Origin of the sequence: Paenibacillus selenitireducens (assembly GCF_002021565.1) — a bacterium.
GTDB classification, from domain to species: domain Bacteria; phylum Bacillota; class Bacilli; order Paenibacillales; family Paenibacillaceae; genus Paenibacillus_K; species Paenibacillus_K selenitireducens.
The window spans coordinates 491,751-510,552 of record NZ_MSZX01000004.1 but is presented as its reverse complement, the minus strand read 5'-3'; the positions used below and the strand labels follow the sequence as shown (position 1 = coordinate 510,552).

The window sequence follows — 18,802 nt, the reverse complement described above, 5'->3', positions numbered from 1 at the left end:
TTCGAAAACCTCAAATATCAACAATAAGGTTTAACATAGCCAATAAAATAAAGGATTTACCTTGGTTGTTGCAGAATTTACTAGCGTTAAGTGAACCGGGGTGAGAATATCTGTTCTGTTTCCATTATATTTCAACTTTATGGTAATTCATGAAAAAGATAAAAAGGAGATGGCGTGTATGAAGCTTAAGCAAGGTACACCGGAAGAAGCAGGAATGTCCTCGCAAAAAATCTTTCGCATGGAGAAAATGGTACAAGGATGGGCGAATGATAACGTATCTCAAGCTTTTGTCATCGTCGTAGCTCGTAAAGGTATTATCGTTAGCCATAAAGCCTACGGCACCGCATCCCCCGAGGCAGAGGCGGTTCCGCTATCGAAAAATACGATTTTCCCGCTCGCCTCGATTTCCAAACCCATAACAGCTACAGCGGCCATGATATTGGTTGAACGGGGATTGCTCTGCTTAAGCTTTCCAGTGTCGTACTACATCCCGGAATTTGTAGGAGAAGGCAAACATAAAGTGCTTGTTCATCATTTGATGACACATACATCCGGACTCCGAAATATGGATGTCGCCGAGCATTCCAAAAAGAAAGAAGGAATGATCGACATCCCTCAGGCAGATGAAACCCAGCACCCTGCCATTCACCAAAGGTTGTTTCTCGGTTACGACACGCCATTATGGAAGCCACCCGGAACAGAGATGTCTTACTGCGGCTATGGAGTGGAACTTCTTGGTGAAATTGTACGAAGAATAAGCGGTCAATCGCTTGAACAATTTTGCAGGGGAAATATTTTCAGCCCGATGGAAATGGACGATACGTACTTTGTCGTTCCAGAATCGCTACATAGCAATGTTATAAGGAGATCGGAGGATGTACCGGGAGGGAATTGGTATCATACGCCGGAAGCGCTAACGTGGCCGTCAGCGGCAGGTGGTGCATATGCTACCGCTCTTGACATTGCCAAATTCGGACAGTTGTTTCTGAACAAGGGCAAATACGGAGAGGAGCGGATCTTGAGCTCTGCAGCCGTCACTGAAATGACTCGCGACCAGATTCCGCATGTATCATCAACTTATGGTTCCCAAGTTTTTATCGATGCCTCTTACGGCTATTGCTGGCCGGTTAACGGCAACAAAAAAGATAGTGGTGACTTGTTTTCACCGAAAGCTATTGTTTGCGGGGGAGCGGGCGGAGTCAATATAACGGTTGACCCTCACTATGAAACTGTCCAAGTTATCTTTTCTGTGGAAAGCAGAAGAAATGATGGGCACGATGTTTGGTTCCCTTGTATGAATTTATTCAATAATGCCGTTATAGCTGCGATCGAGGATTGAGGCTACATTATGAACGGATAAGCAGTTGGCCCCGGTAGTCGTCTGCTTTTTTGGATATATACTGCACATTAAGGAAGAAGGGCTGCCAACACCATCGGTAGCCCTATTTTCTTTACGCAATGTAACATCGTGTCCCCTTAGTTGAACGAACCACTATTCTTTGTGATACGGTTCAGCTTAACGGGTCTATCCGCAAAAAGTAAAAAGGGGCTTATCGCGGCGCGACACTATTCAACCTGTTACGTACATGAAAAGTTACCTTAGTCCCTATACCTAATGTACTTTCGATATGAAGTCCTGTTCCGAAGTGCCGCTTTAATCGCTGATCCGTATTTATCAACCCGACTCCTGAACTACGATCTACTTTTCTTTCTAATAATCGTTGCAATTGCACTTCGTCCATTCCGATTCCATCGTCTTCAACTGTTATCTCTGTATGCGTGTCATAGACTGAAATCCTAATAAAAATATTTCCCCCACGAGCGCGCTTCATAACGCCATGTCTTATCGCATTTTCAACTAGAGGCTGGATCGAAAGAAATGGGATTTTTAATTCCTCGTAGTCAGCTATCTCCCAAACAACCTGTAGCCTTTCTTCAAAACGAACCTTTTCAATATAAAGATAAGAGCGCACTAGACTTAGCTCCTCTTCGATCGGAACAAGCCCATCCATATTTTGAAATTTAAATTTGTTCCTCAAATAATTGCTGAACTCATTAAGCAAATTACGCATCTTATCCAAATTAATGTCACTTAAAGCTGTTACAGCATTCAACGCATTAAATAAAAAATGAGGCTGGATTTGTGCTTGCAGCCATGCAGCTTCTAATCGCAGTTGTTCCCGAACAAATTGTTTAATCGTAGTTAGTGCATCGATCCGGGATTTTATTTCTATTGCTTCCACTGGCTTTGTCACATAATCGTTAGCTCCCGCTAAAAAACCAATTTGAATATCTTTCGGTTGGCTTCTTGCTGTAAGGAGCAGAACAGGGAGCTCTGTGAGTGTAAACCGCTCACGAATCATTCGTGTCAGCTCATAACCGGACATCTGCGGCATCATAATATCGGAGATGACTAGATCCCATTCCTTCGTATCCAGCACAGCTAACGCTTCTTTACCGCTTGTTACCATCGTTATATCATATTCGTCTGGTGGTAGTATTGCTTCAAGCACTTGAAGATTGACAGGATCATCATCAACAATCAATATGAGCGGACGTTCACGATTCATTTCTACTAAAGTTGTAAGTTTCGTAACTGGTGGGATCTCCACTTCTTCCAAACCGATTGAGGCTTCTTCCTGAATCAGCATAGATTGGTCGAAGGAGTTAGAAATATTATTCTCTTCCTCCGCATTCAAACCTGATAGCTTTAACGAAAATGTGAATTTTGAGCCTTCTCCTAAAACAGAGGACACATCTAACGTACCTCCATGAAGCTCAACCAGTTGCTTGCTTATACTTAAACCTAACCCAAAGCCACCTTCAATCATGGTCTCACTCATGCTGGCTTGCTCATATGGATGGAATAGGCGCTTAAGTATGTCCTCATCCATTCCGATCCCGGTATCCGTAATAACAATATAAGCTCTTCCGTCCTTTGCAAACGCTTGAATTGAAATTACTCCTTCATTCGTATATTTCACAGCATTATGAAGTAAATTGAAAACGATTTGAATAACCCGGTTCTCATCCGCAATTACTGGAGGAAAATCTTCAGGAATCTGATTTACCATCTTTACAGGCTTCACTTCTGCGTTAAATTGCAGCAAATCAAGCACTCCGGTCGCGATTGGCTGAATCCAGATGACTTTTTTCTGTAGACGCGGTTTGCCTTCTCGTAAACTCATCACGTCAATCAAATCGTTTAATATCAATGTCAGCCGACGTCCTACAGATAAAACTGTTTCAAGCTCTTTGATACTCCTTACCTGTAACAAATGTCGTTCCCTTTTTAAAACAGATTGTGACATGTTAATCATGCCATGAAGCGGATTTTTAAATTCATGTGAAGTGTTTGCCAGAAATTGATCCTTATGGTCATTCATTCTTTGCAAGGTTGCAGCAAGCTCTTTGGTGTTCGCATGCATGATAAAGTAACCCTTAAACCATTCAGAGGCTAAACAACCCATCGCAATAATCATATCGAACGGATAGTAGACAAGACTCAAACCGCTATCCAGCAAGATTAACGACCAAAGAACATAGTTCACAAACGCAAGAAAAGAGACAAGCAGTAAAAGATTGCTCTTTAAATCTTTAATCACTTTTTTAAACATCGTAATTAGCGTAATAACTCCAGCAGTACCACCTAATGCATAATAAATAGGGAAGAGCATGATCACCTGAGTTGGATTTAAAAACAACGTGATGCCGGCAGTCCCTAGATTCATTATTTTATAGACAGGGTACATCCTACGCCAATATGGAAGCTCACGATGATTCGTACACTGGAGCAAAGCATAGGCTGCAATAACGAAAGCAATATTAGTCAGCCTAAAATCCCAATTACTCCCAATATAAAATAATTGATGGAACAACTTCTCATCCGTACTAAAGACACTCGTGATCGTTACACATAATGCAAGCAAACTGAAATAAAGCAGCTTCTTTTCCTTATTTCCTAGTAAATACAAAATAAGTGCATAGACAGCATGCATAATAAATATAATCGCTGCCAAGAACTGCATAAAAATGGAAGCTTTCATCTCTTTGGCAATGGCTTCTTCTGAACCAAATTTAATGGATCGGACAATGCCCCCGCTTCGACTATCCACATAATTTGCCGCCTGAATGACGAGTTCGATTACACCGTTGTCATCTGCTGTAAAGGTTGTAGAATAAGGTAGGTCCTTTGAAATATATTCATCCTTTGTTGTCGCCACCTGTCCGGATTTAGTAAGCAATCGACCGTTTACATATAATTCTGATGCAGTGCGTATGCTGGGTACACGAATACTATAATTAAGATGCTTTGCCGGGTCTACATAAAGACGCAAACGATAAGAACCATACCCGTATGAAGATGGCTTGTCAGCATGCAAAGCTTCACTCCATCCTCCCGGTACCTGAATATGCCTTGGCGCATTATCACCTAACAATTGTTGCCGACTACCATCTATCAACCATTGCGAGGGATAAAACTCCCATTCCCCATCAAGTAACAGAATGTCGCCATCTTCTGCATTCCAACTGCGCAAATCGAATTGCCCATTCTGAATTGACGCCTGTTTGGGATCATGAAACGTTTTCATCCATAAAATGCGAAAGCCGGTTAAAACAACTAATATGAACACTAGTAATAATATAATATAGCTCTTTTTCATTTGATATTTGGATGAGTGAGTTTCCAAGAAGTATTTCTCCCCTAGTCATTTTCTTCTAAGACATTTAAATAAGTACTCTCCATAATTTATCACAGTTAATATAGCAGAGAAACGGACGATAGAGATATCTTTATATCTATTATACAGCCATACCTACTTAGCAGGCTTTAGTATTCAAATCGGAAATGGTACTATTTGTGATACGGTTTACCGCGCTGTCTGTAACAGTTGTTTTTTTATTCCCGACATGGCATTAGACCATATCATTATTCTCCAGTTGAATATTGTAACTAATACCCACTCATTTAAGATGTTGCCTATTTTCATTATTACTGAAATGAGGTCACCCGCCATGGCTAGTTTCTACACAAAATCACATGTTGGTACGATTACACGCCGTTTCGGCCTACGGCCCTTGAAATTTAGATGGATTCCTTCCCTTTACCGAAAAAATGCTGTGATCCGGATACAAACGAGCACTGAATCCTATGCTTTGAAACCTTATATTCGAAGTACCTTACTCCAGTCGAGCACGGTTCATCAAATGAAAACAACCGCCGACCTTATACAGCTCTTGATGAACAACGGTTACAGCTATATGCCCCAATGGCTTTATGCAGACTCTGGTAAGCTATGGATTGTAGATAAAGGAAGGCCTTTTTACATTACGGAGTGGATTCATGGGCGAGGTTTGGTGGAATCAGGAGACTTTGAAAAGCTTGGTCGAGCCATAGCCACACTTCATACAACCTCGAACGATCTGCTTCACACAAAAAAAGCGAATTCTTTCACTCTCAAACAAATCCGATTACGGAAAATCGAAGATCGCCTTTTCCATAGACGCATGGAACGAGCTGTTCAAAATAATGGCAAGTACCGCAGATGGTACAAAAAACACGGAAAAGCCTGCAAAAGACTGTCCGATCAATTATGGACCGACATGAAGGACCCGGAGATTGTAGATCTCTTGAATCAGGAATATACCCGCCCCGCATTGATACACGGGGACATCACTTCAACGAATGTGATTGTATCTGATGACGGCCGATTATTCATCATCGATTGGGATCGCGTGAAAATAGACTCCATCTATGTAGATTTAGCAAGGGCCCTCGTAAATACCACGCAATTCAACCCGGAATTCATACGATCCTCTCTGAAAGGGTACGAAGAAATTAAGCCATTACATCGGGCTGAACGGAGATTAATTACCGCCTTATATAGATTACCGCGTGAAGCTTGGATTGCAGCCCGGTTTCCTGGTCGAAAGAGAAGTGGACAATTACTCGACATGATGGATACAACTTGGTCTTCCCGATTGGAAGCTATAAAATTATTAGATGAATGGGCACATCAATAGAAGAACGCAGGGGTACAATCGGCAGTCTTGAACGAGAAAATAAAGTCCAAGACTGCCGATGCTTTAAAACTACTTCATCTATTGATCAACTTATAGAAAATACTTTTTCAGATCCTTATCTTTTACTCCAAGTATCTTTTAAGGGTACGACACGATTAAATACAAGGCGGTCACCGGTTCTATATTTCTTATCTAGGCAAAAATATCCATGACGTAGAAATTGGAATTTCTGTTCCGGACGGGCATCTTCAACGAAAGGCTCCATTAAAACGTCCCTTATGGTAACCAACGATTCAGGGTTGATCATAGTCTTCCAATCTACGCTTTCCTTCGGGATTTCTTGGTCAATCAGCAGTTTCTCATAAAGATGGATATCAGCCTTAACCGCGTGGTCCTCTGAGACCCAATGGATCGTCCCCTTTACCTTACGCCCGGTAAACCCCGTGCCGCTTTTCGTAAGCGGGTCGTAGGTACAGCGAAGCTCCGTAATTTCACCTGTCTCTCGGTCCTTGATCACTTCCTCGCACCTGATGAAATACGCACCCTTCAGCCTCACCTCACCATTCAGACTAAGCCGGTGAAAGCCCTTAGATGGCTGCTCCATAAAATCGCCCCGTTCGATATAAATCGTTTTGGAAAAAGGAACCTCTCTTTTCCCCAGCGCCTCGTTTTCACTGTTGTTTTCAATTATCAACAGCTCCACGTTACCCTCCGGGTAGTTGGTAATGACGACCTTTAAAGGTTGCAAAACGGCCATGACGCTAACTGTTTTTGCTTTTAGATCCTGCCTGAGGCAATGTTCTAAGAGCGAAATGTCTACCGTGCTTTGGGTTCGGATGCTGCCAATCTCCTCAATAAAGCTGCGTATGCTTTCTGGTGTGAAGCCTCTTCTTCTAAAGCCTCGCAGGGTCGGAAGTCTTGGATCATCCCAACCGTCCACGTGTCCCCCTTCTATCAGCTGCCTTAAGAACCGTTTACTTGTCACAACACCTGTTAAGTTCAGCCGGCCGAACTCCTTTTGCCTTGGAGGTTCAGGAATATCGAGCTCCTTCAAGACCCATTCGTACAAGGGCCGGTGATCTTTGAATTCAATGGAGCATAAAGAATACGTGATGCCTTCAATCGCATCTTGAATGGGATGAGCAAAATCATACATCGGATAGATGCACCAGTCATTTCCTGTTCTATAATGCTCAGCATGGATGATTCGATAAATAACAGGATCTCGGAGAGTTAGATTGGGTGATCCCATATCGATTTTGGCGCGAACAACCTTGGAAGAGGCTGGGTAGTCGCCATTTTTCATTTTCGCAAAAAGCTCCAAATTCTCCTCAACTGATCGGTTTCTATAAGGGCTATCCCTGCCCGGCTCCGTCAAAGTCCCTCGATACTCCGTTACTTCTTCTGGCGTCAAATCACAGACATATGCCTTCCCATGCTTGATCAAGGTGGCAGCGGCGTTATATATTTCGTCCGAGTAGTCCGAGCCGTAATAAATATGTTTTCCCGGATCATAGCCAAGCCACTTGATATCCTCAATAATCGTGGTCACATACTCAAGGTCCTCCTTAAGAGGATTCGTGTCGTCAAAGCGTAAATGAAACGTTCCGTTAAACCTTTGGGCTATAGTAAAATTCGTGTGTATGGCGTAGGCGCTTCCGATATGCAGATAGCCGTTGGGCTCGGGAGGAAATCGTGTGCACATATCCCTGCCAAATGCTCTCTGTTCAAGCTCCTCACTAATCAGCTTAAATAAAAAATTTTCGTTATGATGCTCCTTCTTAATATCCAATGTCGACTCCTCCTAATGAACGTGAAAAGTGGTATTTCGGTACAAAACAAAAAAAACTTCACCTCCAAGACCTTCTGTCTTGGGGACGAAATTTTCGTGGTACCACCCCAGGTTCATTAATATGTCGCCATATTAACCTCTTCAAGTACGGCATTGCAGGCAATGCTTATACTCTAGCTCAATAACGGGAGCTCCCGTCACACCATCCCCCCTGAAGGTTCCGACATGCTGCTCAGAGACTTGTTTCAGGGAAAAACTCTTTGCTCCTTTTCAGCTGCCGGAGCTCTCTGCGTAAGAACATCTTCCCCTACTCTTCTCATCATTGCGTTTGCGTTTGAATATTGCCTATATAATATCAAATCATTACCTTTTTTGTAAACTACTATTCTTGGCAATTACCAAATAGGCCTTAGTGCGAGACATCCCTTCGATGCGCACTTGGTGTACAACCGTATCGCTGTTTGAATGCCCTTTCAAAGTGAGGCACTGTGTTAAAGCCTGATGCATGGCAAACCTCAGTTACCGTTAGGCGGGTAGAACGAAGAAGGGAGCTGGCGAATTGGAGTCTAAGCTTCTGTAGATAAATCTGGTATGATAAACCCGTTTGCTGATGGAAGCATTCACTAAAATAATTGACGGACAGACCGCCATGAGCCGCTACATCGTGCAAAGTTAGCTGTTCCCTGAAGTGATGGTGCATATAAACAAGCGCCCTACGAATAGAAGGGTGCATTTGCATGGATTCGTTGCGTATGATGTCGCCTGCATTTGAGCGTTTGCTGCACGCGCGGCTAAGGTCAATGATCATTCTCTCTAATGCACCTTGAATGACTATTTCTGCTCCGAACTCCATCTGAACCGATTCCTCCCAAATTCTATTGCACTCCTTCTCGATTTGGCTTGAAATCTCATTTGGGAAAATATGCATATACTGCGTTTCCGCACGAAAGATCATTTCATGCACTTCATACCGAATAAATCGCTCTTCAAAAATAAGATCATATAAACAGATCGTTTCACCGGGATCCGGGATAATTTTGTGAAAATCAGCAGGCGTAAGAAGAAACATCATACCTCGCCGTAAAGGCATCTTCTCGCCATTTAACAGATGCATGCCTGTACCAGAAACGACAAACGCAATTTCGAAAAATTCATGCCAATGTGTATCAATATTTCGGGTAATCGTATGTTGAAATATTCGAAACGGGGATGAGACCGTCAAATAATTCTCATTCATCAATCGTTCCGGAGTTAGATTCGCATTCAAGATGATTGCTCCTTTCCTGATAAAATCATACTTTAACATAACATCCGAAGATATGCATACTTTTGCCGATGCTAAGTGTAGTCCTCATGATTGTTGAATCGTTATGATAGACCTATGAAAAACATCACTGACAATGTCGGGAAGGATATGATATCAATGGCGATACTTACACAAGAAGAAGCAAAACATTACGAGGAGAATGGTTATCTGCTCCACAAGAAACAATTATTTAAGCCTGAACAAATGCAGGAATTATCGAACATTTTCGAAGAACAATGGGCAGCGGTAGGCAAGAAACTGAACAGTGAGCTCGATACGCCGCATTTTCGCGATGAGAGACTTCTGAAGTTTCTGCTTCACGATGAAGTGCTTGATTTAGTAGAGCCGTTAATCGGTCCGAATATCGGTTTGTGGTCAAGCCACTTCATTGCTAAGGAGCCTTATGTAGGCAAGCAAACGCCTTGGCATGAAGATTCAGCTTATTGGAAAGGCAGATTGGACAGGTTCGATAAAATCGTTACCGTTTGGCTTGCGATTGATCGAAGCAATAAAGAAAACGGATGTATGCGAGTTATCCCCGGGACTCACAAAAACGGTTTTTCGGAATACGAAACGGTGAGCAAGGACAGCAATATTTTTAGTACCCAGATTAAAAATATCGATGATTCCAAAGCAGTGTACTTCGAGCTTGAACCGGGCGAATGTTCGCTACACGACTCACGTATTATACACGGCGCCGCAGCAAATACAAGTCCGTATCGTCGGTGCGGTTATACAATGAGATATTTTTCTACGGAAGCGAAAGTTATTCCCGACAAAAACCCAAACTTCAAGATCTGGCTTGCACGCGGTAAAAACATTGCTGGCAGCACGTTTGTAAACGAATAAAACGGAGGCAACGTGTAAGATGCAGAATCACAGGAAATGATCAATCGACTCGAGAATCAAATTTCTTTCATCATGAACAGTACGACTTTATTCATTGATTGCGTACGCGCTCGAGTGCCCAAAACACCATCCTTATCGCGAAATTAACATCGCAACATTGTTTAGCTTACTAAAATGAGCAGGCTGTGGTAGCCTGCTCAACAATATGTGTTATTCAACGAATTACTTTTATATTTTCTCTGATTCATAATCATCTACGATGATATTAATAATTTTATATGATTCTTCTGCCATTGCCTTGCTAGTATTTTTATTACCATCGTAGGTTATTAAAGCCTTCCATAAAGCCCATCCTCTTGCTCTGTTCCAAGTTTCTTCGTCCATATTCAATACAGTCTTGAATATCTTTCTACTATTATCATCAAAAAATGTCCATGCCATTGCAGCATCACAAGAAGGGTCTCCTACACCCAGTATTCCGAAATCAATAACTGCACAAAGTTTCCCATCTTTAACTAGTAGATTTCCTGGTGCTATATCACCATGAACCCAAACTGGATCTGAATCCCATTTAGAACCTAATGCCAGTTCCCAAATTTCTTTCAATACATGTTCATTAAAAGTATCTCTATTATTCTCAATTGCATTTCTAGACTCTTCATCGTATACAGCTAAGGCTCCACCTCTATAAAAATTATGCTTCCCAGCTAATGGACCTCCACTAACATCAATAGATTGTAATTGAACTAAAAATGTCCCCAAGTCTCTCGCAAATTGATTTAAATCATTAATAATCTTGTGAGTTAATGTCTCTCCTTCCAACCACTTGTTGATGGACCAAGGATATGGATATTCTTCACTAGGATTACCTTTAGCTAAAGGTGTAGGGATTGGTAAAGAAAGCTTTTCGGATAATATGGGTAGCCATATTTGTTCTTTCTCCACTTGAGGAACATAGGATGCTGCACTTGGTAATCTTACACTCATATGTTCACCTAAATGAAAAGTTCTATTATCATTCCCACTAACTTTTACAGGTCTGATATCTAAATCAGACCATTCGGGAAATTGTTCATTTATTAATTTCACAACTAAATCGACGTTAATATTATTCATTCATTACCTCTCCAATCACCCAAAATTTTGTAAGAGTGTAAAAATTAATCAAAAATAGATGCTATCCCAGCTGATCGCCCTACTTCTTCTCGTCCGTTCTTACCTCTCCTTCGATAGGTACGATGACGATGTTTTTGTATTGCGACTGCTGATCACGGTCAATCCGTCCCAGCTCCATCTCTTTGCCGCTAGCGTCAATCTTGCCGTATATGAGCAGGTCGTTCATCAAACTGTCGGTGAAGAATACTTGATTGCCGAAGTCAACTGGTTTCGTCCCCTTCTCCATTATTTGGGGAAATTCAAATGCGTCTTTCTGCCATTTCACTTCCGCCAAACCATCTTCGTTAATCTCCACATAGTTAGTTAATGACTTGTAATCGACCATGAAACGCATCGCCTGACCTTCGGGAAATGTATAGTCTGTCGTGAAGCCTTCTCCCTGAGGAGTTAATGCATCTTTTGCGTAAACACGTGATAGCCTGATCGCAATTGTACGCGCCTCTGTCAGATCGCCGCTCATTAGCTTTTTGTACGCTTTCTGGCCAGCAGGCGTCCGGATAATCACACGCTTGTCCGCATCATTATATGTAACGTATGCATTCAACGATTCGCTTATAAACCGCAGCGGCACATACGTGTGTCCGTCCTTGATTATAACCGCGGCATCAAGAGTCGTTTTCTTACCGTCAACAATAGCCACTTTCTCTCCCGCTTTAAGTTGCACGACTCTGCTGTTATCTTTGCTCCGGGCAAAAATCGTTCGCGACTTAGCATCATAGGTATACGTAAGCCATTCCGGATCATCGAGTGCCCTCAGCTGCACAAACGTCCTTCCCTGTATGGTTATAGCACTGTCTTCCATCATTCCATTGATAAACACCAGATTCGATACTGGCGTGCTCGCGTAAGCCGAAGATCCTACAGCTAGCAGGCCACCTAGCAAAGTAGTCACTACCAAAGATTTCATCCATTTTTTCATTTCTTCACTGCTCCTATCTTTCTTAAGTGCATTCATGAATTGAATGGGCAGTCCGGAGTATTTGTAGCACAAAACCCATGCAACCGGTATTCAACCCTTGTCTCGTTCGTTCAGCAGTACAACCTCAAAACTTGCCTTGTTTGTTTCAACTTCAATATCTTTTTTATTGTCCCCCTCATCATTTGAGAATCTTGCAATTGCTGACACTTCATATACACCTGGCTTTTCAATTTTATACACATACTGCTCAGTTATCATCCCTTTTCCTTGAATAAGATGATATTTTCCTACCTCAGCCATAACAAATGTATTGACGCCCTTGCCGTTCGTGTCTTTAATAGACAAATAAAAAACACCTGACGCATGTAAAATCGTTAAATCATTATCAGATAAGTTCTTTAGAGTTGCCTTAATAACGAACTCTTCATTTGATTTTATTTGATTAGGGACAGAAATACTTGCTAAAAAAGGGTCTTCTTCAGGAGCAGGAACCGTTGTTATTACAGCTTGATCCTTGGGAATATCGCGATTTACAGTAATCTGTTCTTCAGATTGTGAAGACTTATCACATGCAACTAAGCCAAGCAAGGCGAGAATTATAATCATTAATTTCTTCATTTAAATCACCCCCAAGAAAAAAACGCAAAATTCTGGGATTTTGTTGCAATGAAATCGCAATCGATAAAAAATGTCCCTAATCTTTATTTTAATGGATAGTTTACCATGCTCCTGAAGCAACAATATTGCTGCTGCCGTAAATTGTTTGCTAACTGATCCAATACGAAATTTTGTCTCAATTTGGTTTGGTACTAAATGCTCTCGATTTGCTAATCCCCATCCTTTGCTAAGTAGGCGATTACCTGATTTCTCTGGTAGTTGAATCCATAACGATATTTTTGAAGCACCTTCTTAAAAACAGCCTGTTCCCACCACGACGTCATAATTAAGACATACAGGAACACCTTGATTGGCAATTTAGAGATTAGTAATTCCCTTTAATTCGTTACCGTAAAGATCGTATCATTTTCTTTAAGATGCTTTATTTTTTTCGAATAATCTTGTTCTGCTGTTTCCACTTCCTCATTCAAAATTAATTTTTTCCAAAATACAACCGTCTTGGATAAACTCATGAACATCCTCTAAAGACATTCCAGTTTCTTTTAAACCTTTCAGGAACATCAAGAATCGAATATCAGTTTCTATATAAAAACGCCTTCCACCGTTTTGTCTTTTGGGTGGGGGAAGTAATCCAAGCTTTTCGTAATATCTTAATGTATATGAACTAATACCGGACATCTCAGCAGTTTTACTTATGGAATACAATAACATCATCCCTCTCTTTGGATTAGTTAGTTTACAACTTAGAGTTAACTCTAAGTCAACTAAAATAAAAAACCTGCACCGATAATCACGGAGTGCAGGCTCATGGCTTATTTCTCTTCTGCTATTTCAAAATAAACGATTTCGCGTAATTGAATGTAATGCGTTTTGCCAGGAAACGGCTTATTGCTAGAATACAAGATATTCAACTCTTTAAGAAAATTAGGAACCAACATAGTTATTCGTTTTATATTACTTTATAAATGTATCGCACATCCATTTATAAAATTTTTCCTTCTCTTCAAATTGTGGATAATGAGCTGACTCTTCAAAAGAAATGAACTCCTTTTGATCCGCTTCAATCCTATCAAAATATTTCTTTGCTGCATTAGATGAAGTCATAGCGTCGTATTTACCCATTACAAAATAAAATGGTAAATCAAGTTTGGTAACTATCTTAGGTAGTGGCTTATCAAAAACCTCTTTTACAAGCTGTGCTTGTGTCTTAAATCCACTGGTATAGCGAATTAAATCTAACAAATTATATTCACGACTTAATAGTATCCCTAATATATTGCCATCCGGCATATTGATAAGTCTTGTAGCGCCGCCGTACTTCCCTACATAATCTCTTGGAGCCACTGCCTCTCCTTTATATATATTTTCAGCGATCCCCTCTAAGTACTTCACATCTTCTGTATTTCCGGCTTTTTTCGCTTCACTTATTGTATAATTCAAATTATCTATTTCACTTTCTTGCATATTACCCAGTTGACCAATCCCAATATAGGTTTCATATTTTTCTGGTGCTTTATAAGCAGCCATTGTTCCTAAATATGTACCGTAAGAATGACTTAATAAGATCACTTTCTCTTTACCTAATCGTTTCGAAATATAATCGGTAAGTTCTAATAAATCATCTACAAGTACATCTGCCGTTAAATTAGAATAATCCTCATTAAAATGATATGATTTACCGCTTCCTCTTTGATCGTAATTAACGATAGTGAAATCCTTTTCTAACAAGTCCTCGTACTTAGCTGCATAAGGAATTTCGGAACAAGCCGGTCCCCCGTGTACAGAAATAATAACCGGGTTATTTAGATCACGGCCTCTAATCATGATTTGCTGTTTGGTGCCATTGATCTCAACTTGTTCTAAGACACTAATACTGTTATCCCCTTTTATATTCGAAGTCCATGTGGGCCTGAAAAGTGCAATTACCAGTATGATAATAATGAATACACCGACATATCCGACATATTTTATGAATCTCTTTAAATTTTTCATCTAACCCCTCCTTACCCAATACTCTACAATTGAAAAGTAATATACTGTAGTGCCGGTAAGTCATTAATAAGTCATAAATATTTTTAAATACAACGAAAATTATGACCTTTGGCTAATATTTAAATAAGGGGCTGCAATCAAAAAAGAGCGTAGACAAAGTCGAATTAACTTCATCTACACTCTCTTATTTAATGTTTCTTATCTTCTATAAGACTCTCTTCCATTGCTTTAGTAATAGCGGAAGATCTGTTTTTTACATTTAATTTCGAATAAATGGTAGAAACATAATTTTTCACCGTTCCCATGGAAAGAAACATCTTTTCGGTAATGTCTTTATTAGACAATCCTTGGGTTAAACATTTTAAAACTTTTATTTCTTGATGATTTAAATCATATGGATGATTTATCGAGTTATGGTCTTGATCCGAGTGTGAGTTATTATTTAATTGTATCTGCCCAAACACCTCTTTTGCTAATTGTTGAGGAATGAGGGAACCTCCGTGATACACCATTTTAATCCCCTGAACTAAATATTCTGGATCAACCGCCTTTAATATGTAACCCTCTGCACCAGCATTTAAGGCATTCAAAACATGAGTAACATCTTGAAAAGTAGTAAGTATGATAACTTTAATATGGGGCCAACGTTTTTTAATTTCGTCTGTCGCCTTTACCCCATCCATCACCGGCATTTGAATATCCATTAAAAGAACATCAAGGTTTTCCCTTTCGCATAAAGCAATGGCTTCTTCTCCATTTTCCGCAGTTCCAACAATCTCAATGTCAGAAATATTTTCAATCACAATTTTTAAGCTTTTTCTCAAAATCTCTTGATCTTCAACGATTGCTGCTTTAATCATGATCATTAAACTTCCTTTGCCATAGGTATGTTACACGTGATCCTCATACCATTATTCAATTTAGAATCAAAGTTAACCGTACCCGCTAATGCCGATATTCGATCTTTCATGGAGCGTAAGCCAAATCCTAAATTCAATTCATTACAACCATTTCCATTATCTTCGATAAGAACGATCAACTCTTCTTGTTCAAACGAAATATTTACTTTAATAAAAGTGGCCTGACCATGTCTTTTCGCATTTGTAAGTCCTTCTTGGATACAACGAATAATGGCTAACTTTACTCTTTCACTGACTTTGGTCGCTTCCCCTTCGACATTCAGTTGTATATCCGTTGATGTATGTTTCATAAAATCAGCAATCAATTCTTTCACTGATTCAACAAGCGTCTGATGGTCCGTTGAAGACATATGGTGAATTGTCTTTCTCACATCGTTTAATCCATTTCGTGCTAAATCTGATATCTCTTTTATACTTTTTTCTGCTTCTTTTTGATCTGCCTGATATAGAAAAGGAAGGGCATCCAAACTTGTTATGACTGATGTGAAAATATGGCCTACCGTATCATGCAAATCTTGTGAAACTCTATTTCGTTCTTCCTTAATCGTTAGTTCCTCAATCTTTTTCGCGTAATATTCCAAATCCTTGTTTTTTTCCTCTATAGAGGCAATTAACTCTTTATTAGCTTTGTTGACAATGGTCATCCTTCCTAAACAAAACCCAATACCATAAAAAATAGTAGTATCAATGAAGAGTTTAAAGAAATCCTGATTAGTGAAGAGACTGCCTGCCCATGTACTAGCTAATACGGCGAAAGGTCCTAACCAAATTAATGGCTTAACTTGACAAGCATAAGCAAGAGTAAGGATAGGCACAAGTAAAAAACTGTAAGTCACTGATATATCATACTGACTCGATAAGTAAATAAACAAAGAACCCGTTAACAGCACCTCGGCCATTAAATAATATTGGAATTTAATAAGCCTAGGTCGATAAAATAGATGGGGTAATATATAAGAACAACTAGCCCATAAAAGTAAAATCCACTTTTCTGAACCAATCGTACTACTAAATATCGCGTAGCCATTAAATGCAAACCATACCGTACGCATGAGAAATAGAAAATAGTCCAACCAATGCCATTTCCTTTGATCACTCATTTTCGAATCATGCCTGGAGATGATAAATTTAACTGCATTATGAACCTTACTCCCCTTTGTGAATTTTGTATTTTCTTATGTTAAAGCCTAAGAAATCAAACCCAATGAAGTGCTTCAATATCAACTAAAGGATATAACTTTTTTTGAGGATTTGTCTATACTTTAAGGGAATAGGTCTTTTTATTGGAGACCCAGGCGCAGGAAAAAACGTTTACCATGAATACAATAACATCATCCATCTCTTTTGATTAAAGTTAGTTTACAACTTAGAGTTAGCTCTAAGTCAAGTTAATAAAAAAACCTGCACCGATAATAACGGAATGCAGGTATATACAAACAGATGGAACAAAAAGGTACATCTTTCTTTCAATTCTACAAAAGATGTCTTATGAAAATAAAGTCAATGAAAATTCGGCAATACCAGATTTTCCTTGCACTGTACGTCTCCATTCCGATAATATTGCGGATATGACAACTACCTATATGGTGTTCCAATACGCCAGCCTCCTCATTTCATCTCAACTTCCAGTTTAGGTGAATTCGGCTAAAGGCAAAGTTTTTTGAAATCATGCTACGTTCACTATTCGGTTCGGTACAACTGACCGCATACCGCATTAATGTCCGATCCGAATTGTGACGCCGCCCGGCCCAGACAAGAACATGTATCGATAACCGAGATACCTGAAATATTCGTTCGACCTTTTAAACGACAAAAGCTGCCGGATCCGACGCCGGCAGTTTTGAACTATCCTGCCGTTACTTCAATGCGAAAGGGAGCAGCTGCCCGTAGCGGTCTGCTCCCTGGTTGTTTGAACTATCGTTCTCCGTTAGTTCAATGATCTGGGCTTCTCCCTCTGTTACGTTCTCCGTGCTGTCTGTATCGGCAAATTTTTGCCATTGTTTGTGGGAAGATCCTATCTATGCACGCTTTATTCAACTTTGAGCCACCGTTACCTGAAGAAGAATCAACTCGAAATGGACTAAAAAATCTCGTCATCAATACATTCCATCATGTCATACGCACCCGATGACCTATTTGAACACACAACGGCTTTAATCGATTTACGTGGATAATAGGCAGAATGGAAGCTCACGCCAGGATCGTAGCCCATTACGTGATACTTTACGATTTCATCTTTTTCATTTTTCGCGATCCAGACTCCATATCCGTAAAAATTGTCTCCGTTATCGACCTTTGCATGAGCAGTAAGCATTCTCTGAGTGGTCGAAGGGCTTAGTAACTGATGTGTCACAAGTGCTTCCCAGAACTTTTCCATGTCATTAACAGTTACAAATGCTCCACCGTCAGAACCGCCTTTGGCAGGCAAAGAATAGATGTTTGTCTTCCACGTACCATCCGAGAAGTCGATATACCCTTGTGCTGTGTTTGATGGAAGAGTATCGAACTCAAAATAACCTGACCTACTCATACCAACTTTGTTAAAAATATTTTCGTGAACAAATTCGGTAAAACTATGTTGAGTCGCCGCTTCAACGATCAAGCCCAACAAAATATAACCTGCATTATTATAACTAAATTGCGTTCCAACATCGAATTTCATTGGTCTGTCCTGAAACAGCGGTAAGAAATCCTTAAGTTTTCTTATGTGGTACATAGGTGTCTCACGCCACAACTCTTCGAAGTCATCCATAATCTCTTCATCAAAGTAGTCTGGTTTTCCCGAAGTGTGCGTTAGAAGATGATGAATTGTTACTTCTTCATCGAAATACGGGAAGTCAAAATCAACGCAGTCTTTGATCCTTGAATCGAAGGATAGTTTCCCGCTTTCAACGAGCTGACAAATAGCTACGGCGGTGAAAATCTTGCATCCTGAAGCAATCCCATATCGAGTCAATGTATTATTTGATAATTGTTCCGATCGATTTGCATATCCGAAACTCAACTCCACCAAGGAATTCGATTCATCTTTAACAAAAACTGTTCCAGAGAAATCGTTATTTTCTCGAACGAGTCGAATCCTCTGTACAACACTCGCTTGCATATAACCACCTCAAATATAACATTCTTCTTCAATACTACTGCTCTTTAGAGCTTAAGAACCGAATCAAGTAAATTATCGAACATATATCATATTCGTGACTAGT

15 protein-coding genes, 1 pseudogene and 1 other annotated feature are annotated in these 18,802 nt (G+C 40.2%); of the genes and pseudogenes, 3 read left to right on the top strand and 13 right to left on the bottom strand.

The annotated features are described in order from the left end of the window. The first annotated feature begins 178 nt into the window (after nucleotides 1-178). The gene (locus BVG16_RS12955) at nucleotides 179-1,339 is read left to right on the top strand and encodes a serine hydrolase domain-containing protein (protein ID WP_158081687.1); all 1,161 of its coding nucleotides are present in this window, start codon (nucleotides 179-181) and stop codon (nucleotides 1,337-1,339) included. Between the two features lie 211 nt (nucleotides 1,340-1,550). Here BVG16_RS12955 and BVG16_RS12950 read toward each other — a convergent pair whose 3' ends face one another. Continuing rightward, entirely contained in the window at nucleotides 1,551-4,664 is a 3,114-nt protein-coding gene (locus BVG16_RS12950; RefSeq protein WP_078499119.1) for a hybrid sensor histidine kinase/response regulator, read from the bottom strand. A gap of 352 nt (nucleotides 4,665-5,016) precedes the next feature. Between BVG16_RS12950 and BVG16_RS12945 the strand changes: the two genes are divergently transcribed. After that, nucleotides 5,017-6,024 carry a phosphotransferase gene (locus tag BVG16_RS12945; RefSeq protein ID WP_078499076.1) on the top strand — a complete coding sequence of 336 codons (1,008 nt, stop codon included), beginning with the start codon at nucleotides 5,017-5,019 and terminating at the stop codon, nucleotides 6,022-6,024. A 115-nt stretch (nucleotides 6,025-6,139) separates the two neighbouring features. On the opposite strand, the gene BVG16_RS12940 is transcribed toward BVG16_RS12945, so the two are convergent. Together BVG16_RS12940 and BVG16_RS12935 are read right to left on the bottom strand one after the other, a co-directional pair. Then, a complete protein-coding gene (locus BVG16_RS12940; RefSeq protein ID WP_078499075.1) occupies nucleotides 6,140-7,816 on the bottom strand; it encodes a glutamine--tRNA ligase/YqeY domain fusion protein in 1,677 nt (558 codons plus the stop codon). Between the two features lie 78 nt (nucleotides 7,817-7,894). Continuing rightward, nucleotides 7,895-8,148 (bottom strand) — a binding site (T-box leader). A gap of 77 nt (nucleotides 8,149-8,225) precedes the next feature. Beyond that, entirely contained in the window at nucleotides 8,226-9,083 is an 858-nt protein-coding gene (locus tag BVG16_RS12935) for a helix-turn-helix domain-containing protein (protein ID WP_158081686.1), read from the bottom strand. Nucleotides 9,084-9,239: 156 nt separating this feature from the next. Between BVG16_RS12935 and BVG16_RS12930 the strand changes: the two genes are divergently transcribed. Then, on the top strand, nucleotides 9,240-9,971 hold the full coding sequence (locus tag BVG16_RS12930) for a phytanoyl-CoA dioxygenase family protein (RefSeq protein ID WP_198957455.1): 732 nt from the start codon (nucleotides 9,240-9,242) through the stop codon (nucleotides 9,969-9,971). A gap of 228 nt (nucleotides 9,972-10,199) precedes the next feature. Here BVG16_RS12930 and BVG16_RS12925 read toward each other — a convergent pair whose 3' ends face one another. The 10 genes and pseudogenes from BVG16_RS12925 to BVG16_RS12885 all read right to left on the bottom strand — a co-directional run bounded on the left by BVG16_RS12925 (nucleotide 10,200) and on the right by BVG16_RS12885 (nucleotide 18,699). Next, the gene (locus BVG16_RS12925; RefSeq protein ID WP_078499073.1) at nucleotides 10,200-11,087 is read right to left on the bottom strand and encodes an aminoglycoside phosphotransferase family protein; all 888 of its coding nucleotides are present in this window, start codon (nucleotides 11,085-11,087) and stop codon (nucleotides 10,200-10,202) included. A gap of 79 nt (nucleotides 11,088-11,166) precedes the next feature. Further along, entirely contained in the window at nucleotides 11,167-12,039 is an 873-nt protein-coding gene (locus tag BVG16_RS12920; RefSeq protein WP_233147022.1) for a copper amine oxidase N-terminal domain-containing protein, read from the bottom strand. Nucleotides 12,040-12,156: 117 nt separating this feature from the next. Further along, nucleotides 12,157-12,684 (bottom strand): putative periplasmic lipoprotein, encoded by a 528-nt coding sequence (locus tag BVG16_RS12915; protein WP_078499071.1) that lies wholly within the window; start codon nucleotides 12,682-12,684, stop codon nucleotides 12,157-12,159. Further along, nucleotides 12,685-12,948, bottom strand: coding sequence for a serine hydrolase (locus tag BVG16_RS34000; protein ID WP_408635333.1), 264 nt, complete (start codon nucleotides 12,946-12,948; stop codon nucleotides 12,685-12,687). 113 nt (nucleotides 12,949-13,061) lie between these two features. Continuing rightward, nucleotides 13,062-13,196, bottom strand: a complete 135-nt coding sequence (locus BVG16_RS33690; RefSeq protein WP_269845595.1) for a hypothetical protein — start codon at nucleotides 13,194-13,196, stop codon at nucleotides 13,062-13,064. Beyond that, nucleotides 13,156-13,395: pseudogene (locus BVG16_RS12905) on the bottom strand (MerR family transcriptional regulator); the annotation flags it as partial. The gene BVG16_RS33690 and the pseudogene BVG16_RS12905, both read right to left, overlap by 41 nt. A 243-nt stretch (nucleotides 13,396-13,638) precedes the next feature. Further along, the gene (locus BVG16_RS12900; protein ID WP_078499068.1) at nucleotides 13,639-14,676 is read right to left on the bottom strand and encodes an alpha/beta hydrolase; all 1,038 of its coding nucleotides are present in this window, start codon (nucleotides 14,674-14,676) and stop codon (nucleotides 13,639-13,641) included. Between the two features lie 188 nt (nucleotides 14,677-14,864). Then, on the bottom strand, nucleotides 14,865-15,536 hold the full coding sequence (locus BVG16_RS12895) for a response regulator transcription factor (protein WP_233147021.1): 672 nt from the start codon (nucleotides 15,534-15,536) through the stop codon (nucleotides 14,865-14,867). A gap of 5 nt (nucleotides 15,537-15,541) precedes the next feature. Then, nucleotides 15,542-16,696, bottom strand: coding sequence for a sensor histidine kinase (locus BVG16_RS12890; protein ID WP_078499066.1), 1,155 nt, complete (start codon nucleotides 16,694-16,696; stop codon nucleotides 15,542-15,544). A gap of 980 nt (nucleotides 16,697-17,676) precedes the next feature. After that, nucleotides 17,677-18,699 carry a serine hydrolase domain-containing protein gene (locus BVG16_RS12885; protein ID WP_078499065.1) on the bottom strand — a complete coding sequence of 341 codons (1,023 nt, stop codon included), beginning with the start codon at nucleotides 18,697-18,699 and terminating at the stop codon, nucleotides 17,677-17,679. Nucleotides 18,700-18,802: the final 103 nt, after the last annotated feature.

Bases quoted from the DNA above. Each gene is read 5' to 3' on its own strand.
- BVG16_RS12950 (WP_078499119.1), bottom strand. From the start codon at position 4,664: ATGAAAAAGAGCTATATTATATTATTACTAGTGTTCATATTAGTTGTT.
- BVG16_RS12930 (WP_198957455.1), top strand. From the start codon at position 9,240: ATGGCGATACTTACACAAGAAGAAGCAAAACATTACGAGGAGAATGGT.
- BVG16_RS12945 (WP_078499076.1), top strand. From the start codon at position 5,017: ATGGCTAGTTTCTACACAAAATCACATGTTGGTACGATTACACGCCGT.
- BVG16_RS33690 (WP_269845595.1), bottom strand. From the start codon at position 13,196: ATGAGTTTATCCAAGACGGTTGTATTTTGGAAAAAATTAATTTTGAAT.
- BVG16_RS12895 (WP_233147021.1), bottom strand. From the start codon at position 15,536: ATGATTAAAGCAGCAATCGTTGAAGATCAAGAGATTTTGAGAAAAAGC.
- BVG16_RS12925 (WP_078499073.1), bottom strand. From the start codon at position 11,087: ATGAATAATATTAACGTCGATTTAGTTGTGAAATTAATAAATGAACAA.
- BVG16_RS12885 (WP_078499065.1), bottom strand. From the start codon at position 18,699: ATGCAAGCGAGTGTTGTACAGAGGATTCGACTCGTTCGAGAAAATAAC.
- BVG16_RS12890 (WP_078499066.1), bottom strand. From the start codon at position 16,696: ATGAGTGATCAAAGGAAATGGCATTGGTTGGACTATTTTCTATTTCTC.
- BVG16_RS12955 (WP_158081687.1), top strand. From the start codon at position 179: ATGAAGCTTAAGCAAGGTACACCGGAAGAAGCAGGAATGTCCTCGCAA.
- BVG16_RS12915 (WP_078499071.1), bottom strand. From the start codon at position 12,684: ATGAAGAAATTAATGATTATAATTCTCGCCTTGCTTGGCTTAGTTGCA.
- BVG16_RS12900 (WP_078499068.1), bottom strand. From the start codon at position 14,676: ATGAAAAATTTAAAGAGATTCATAAAATATGTCGGATATGTCGGTGTA.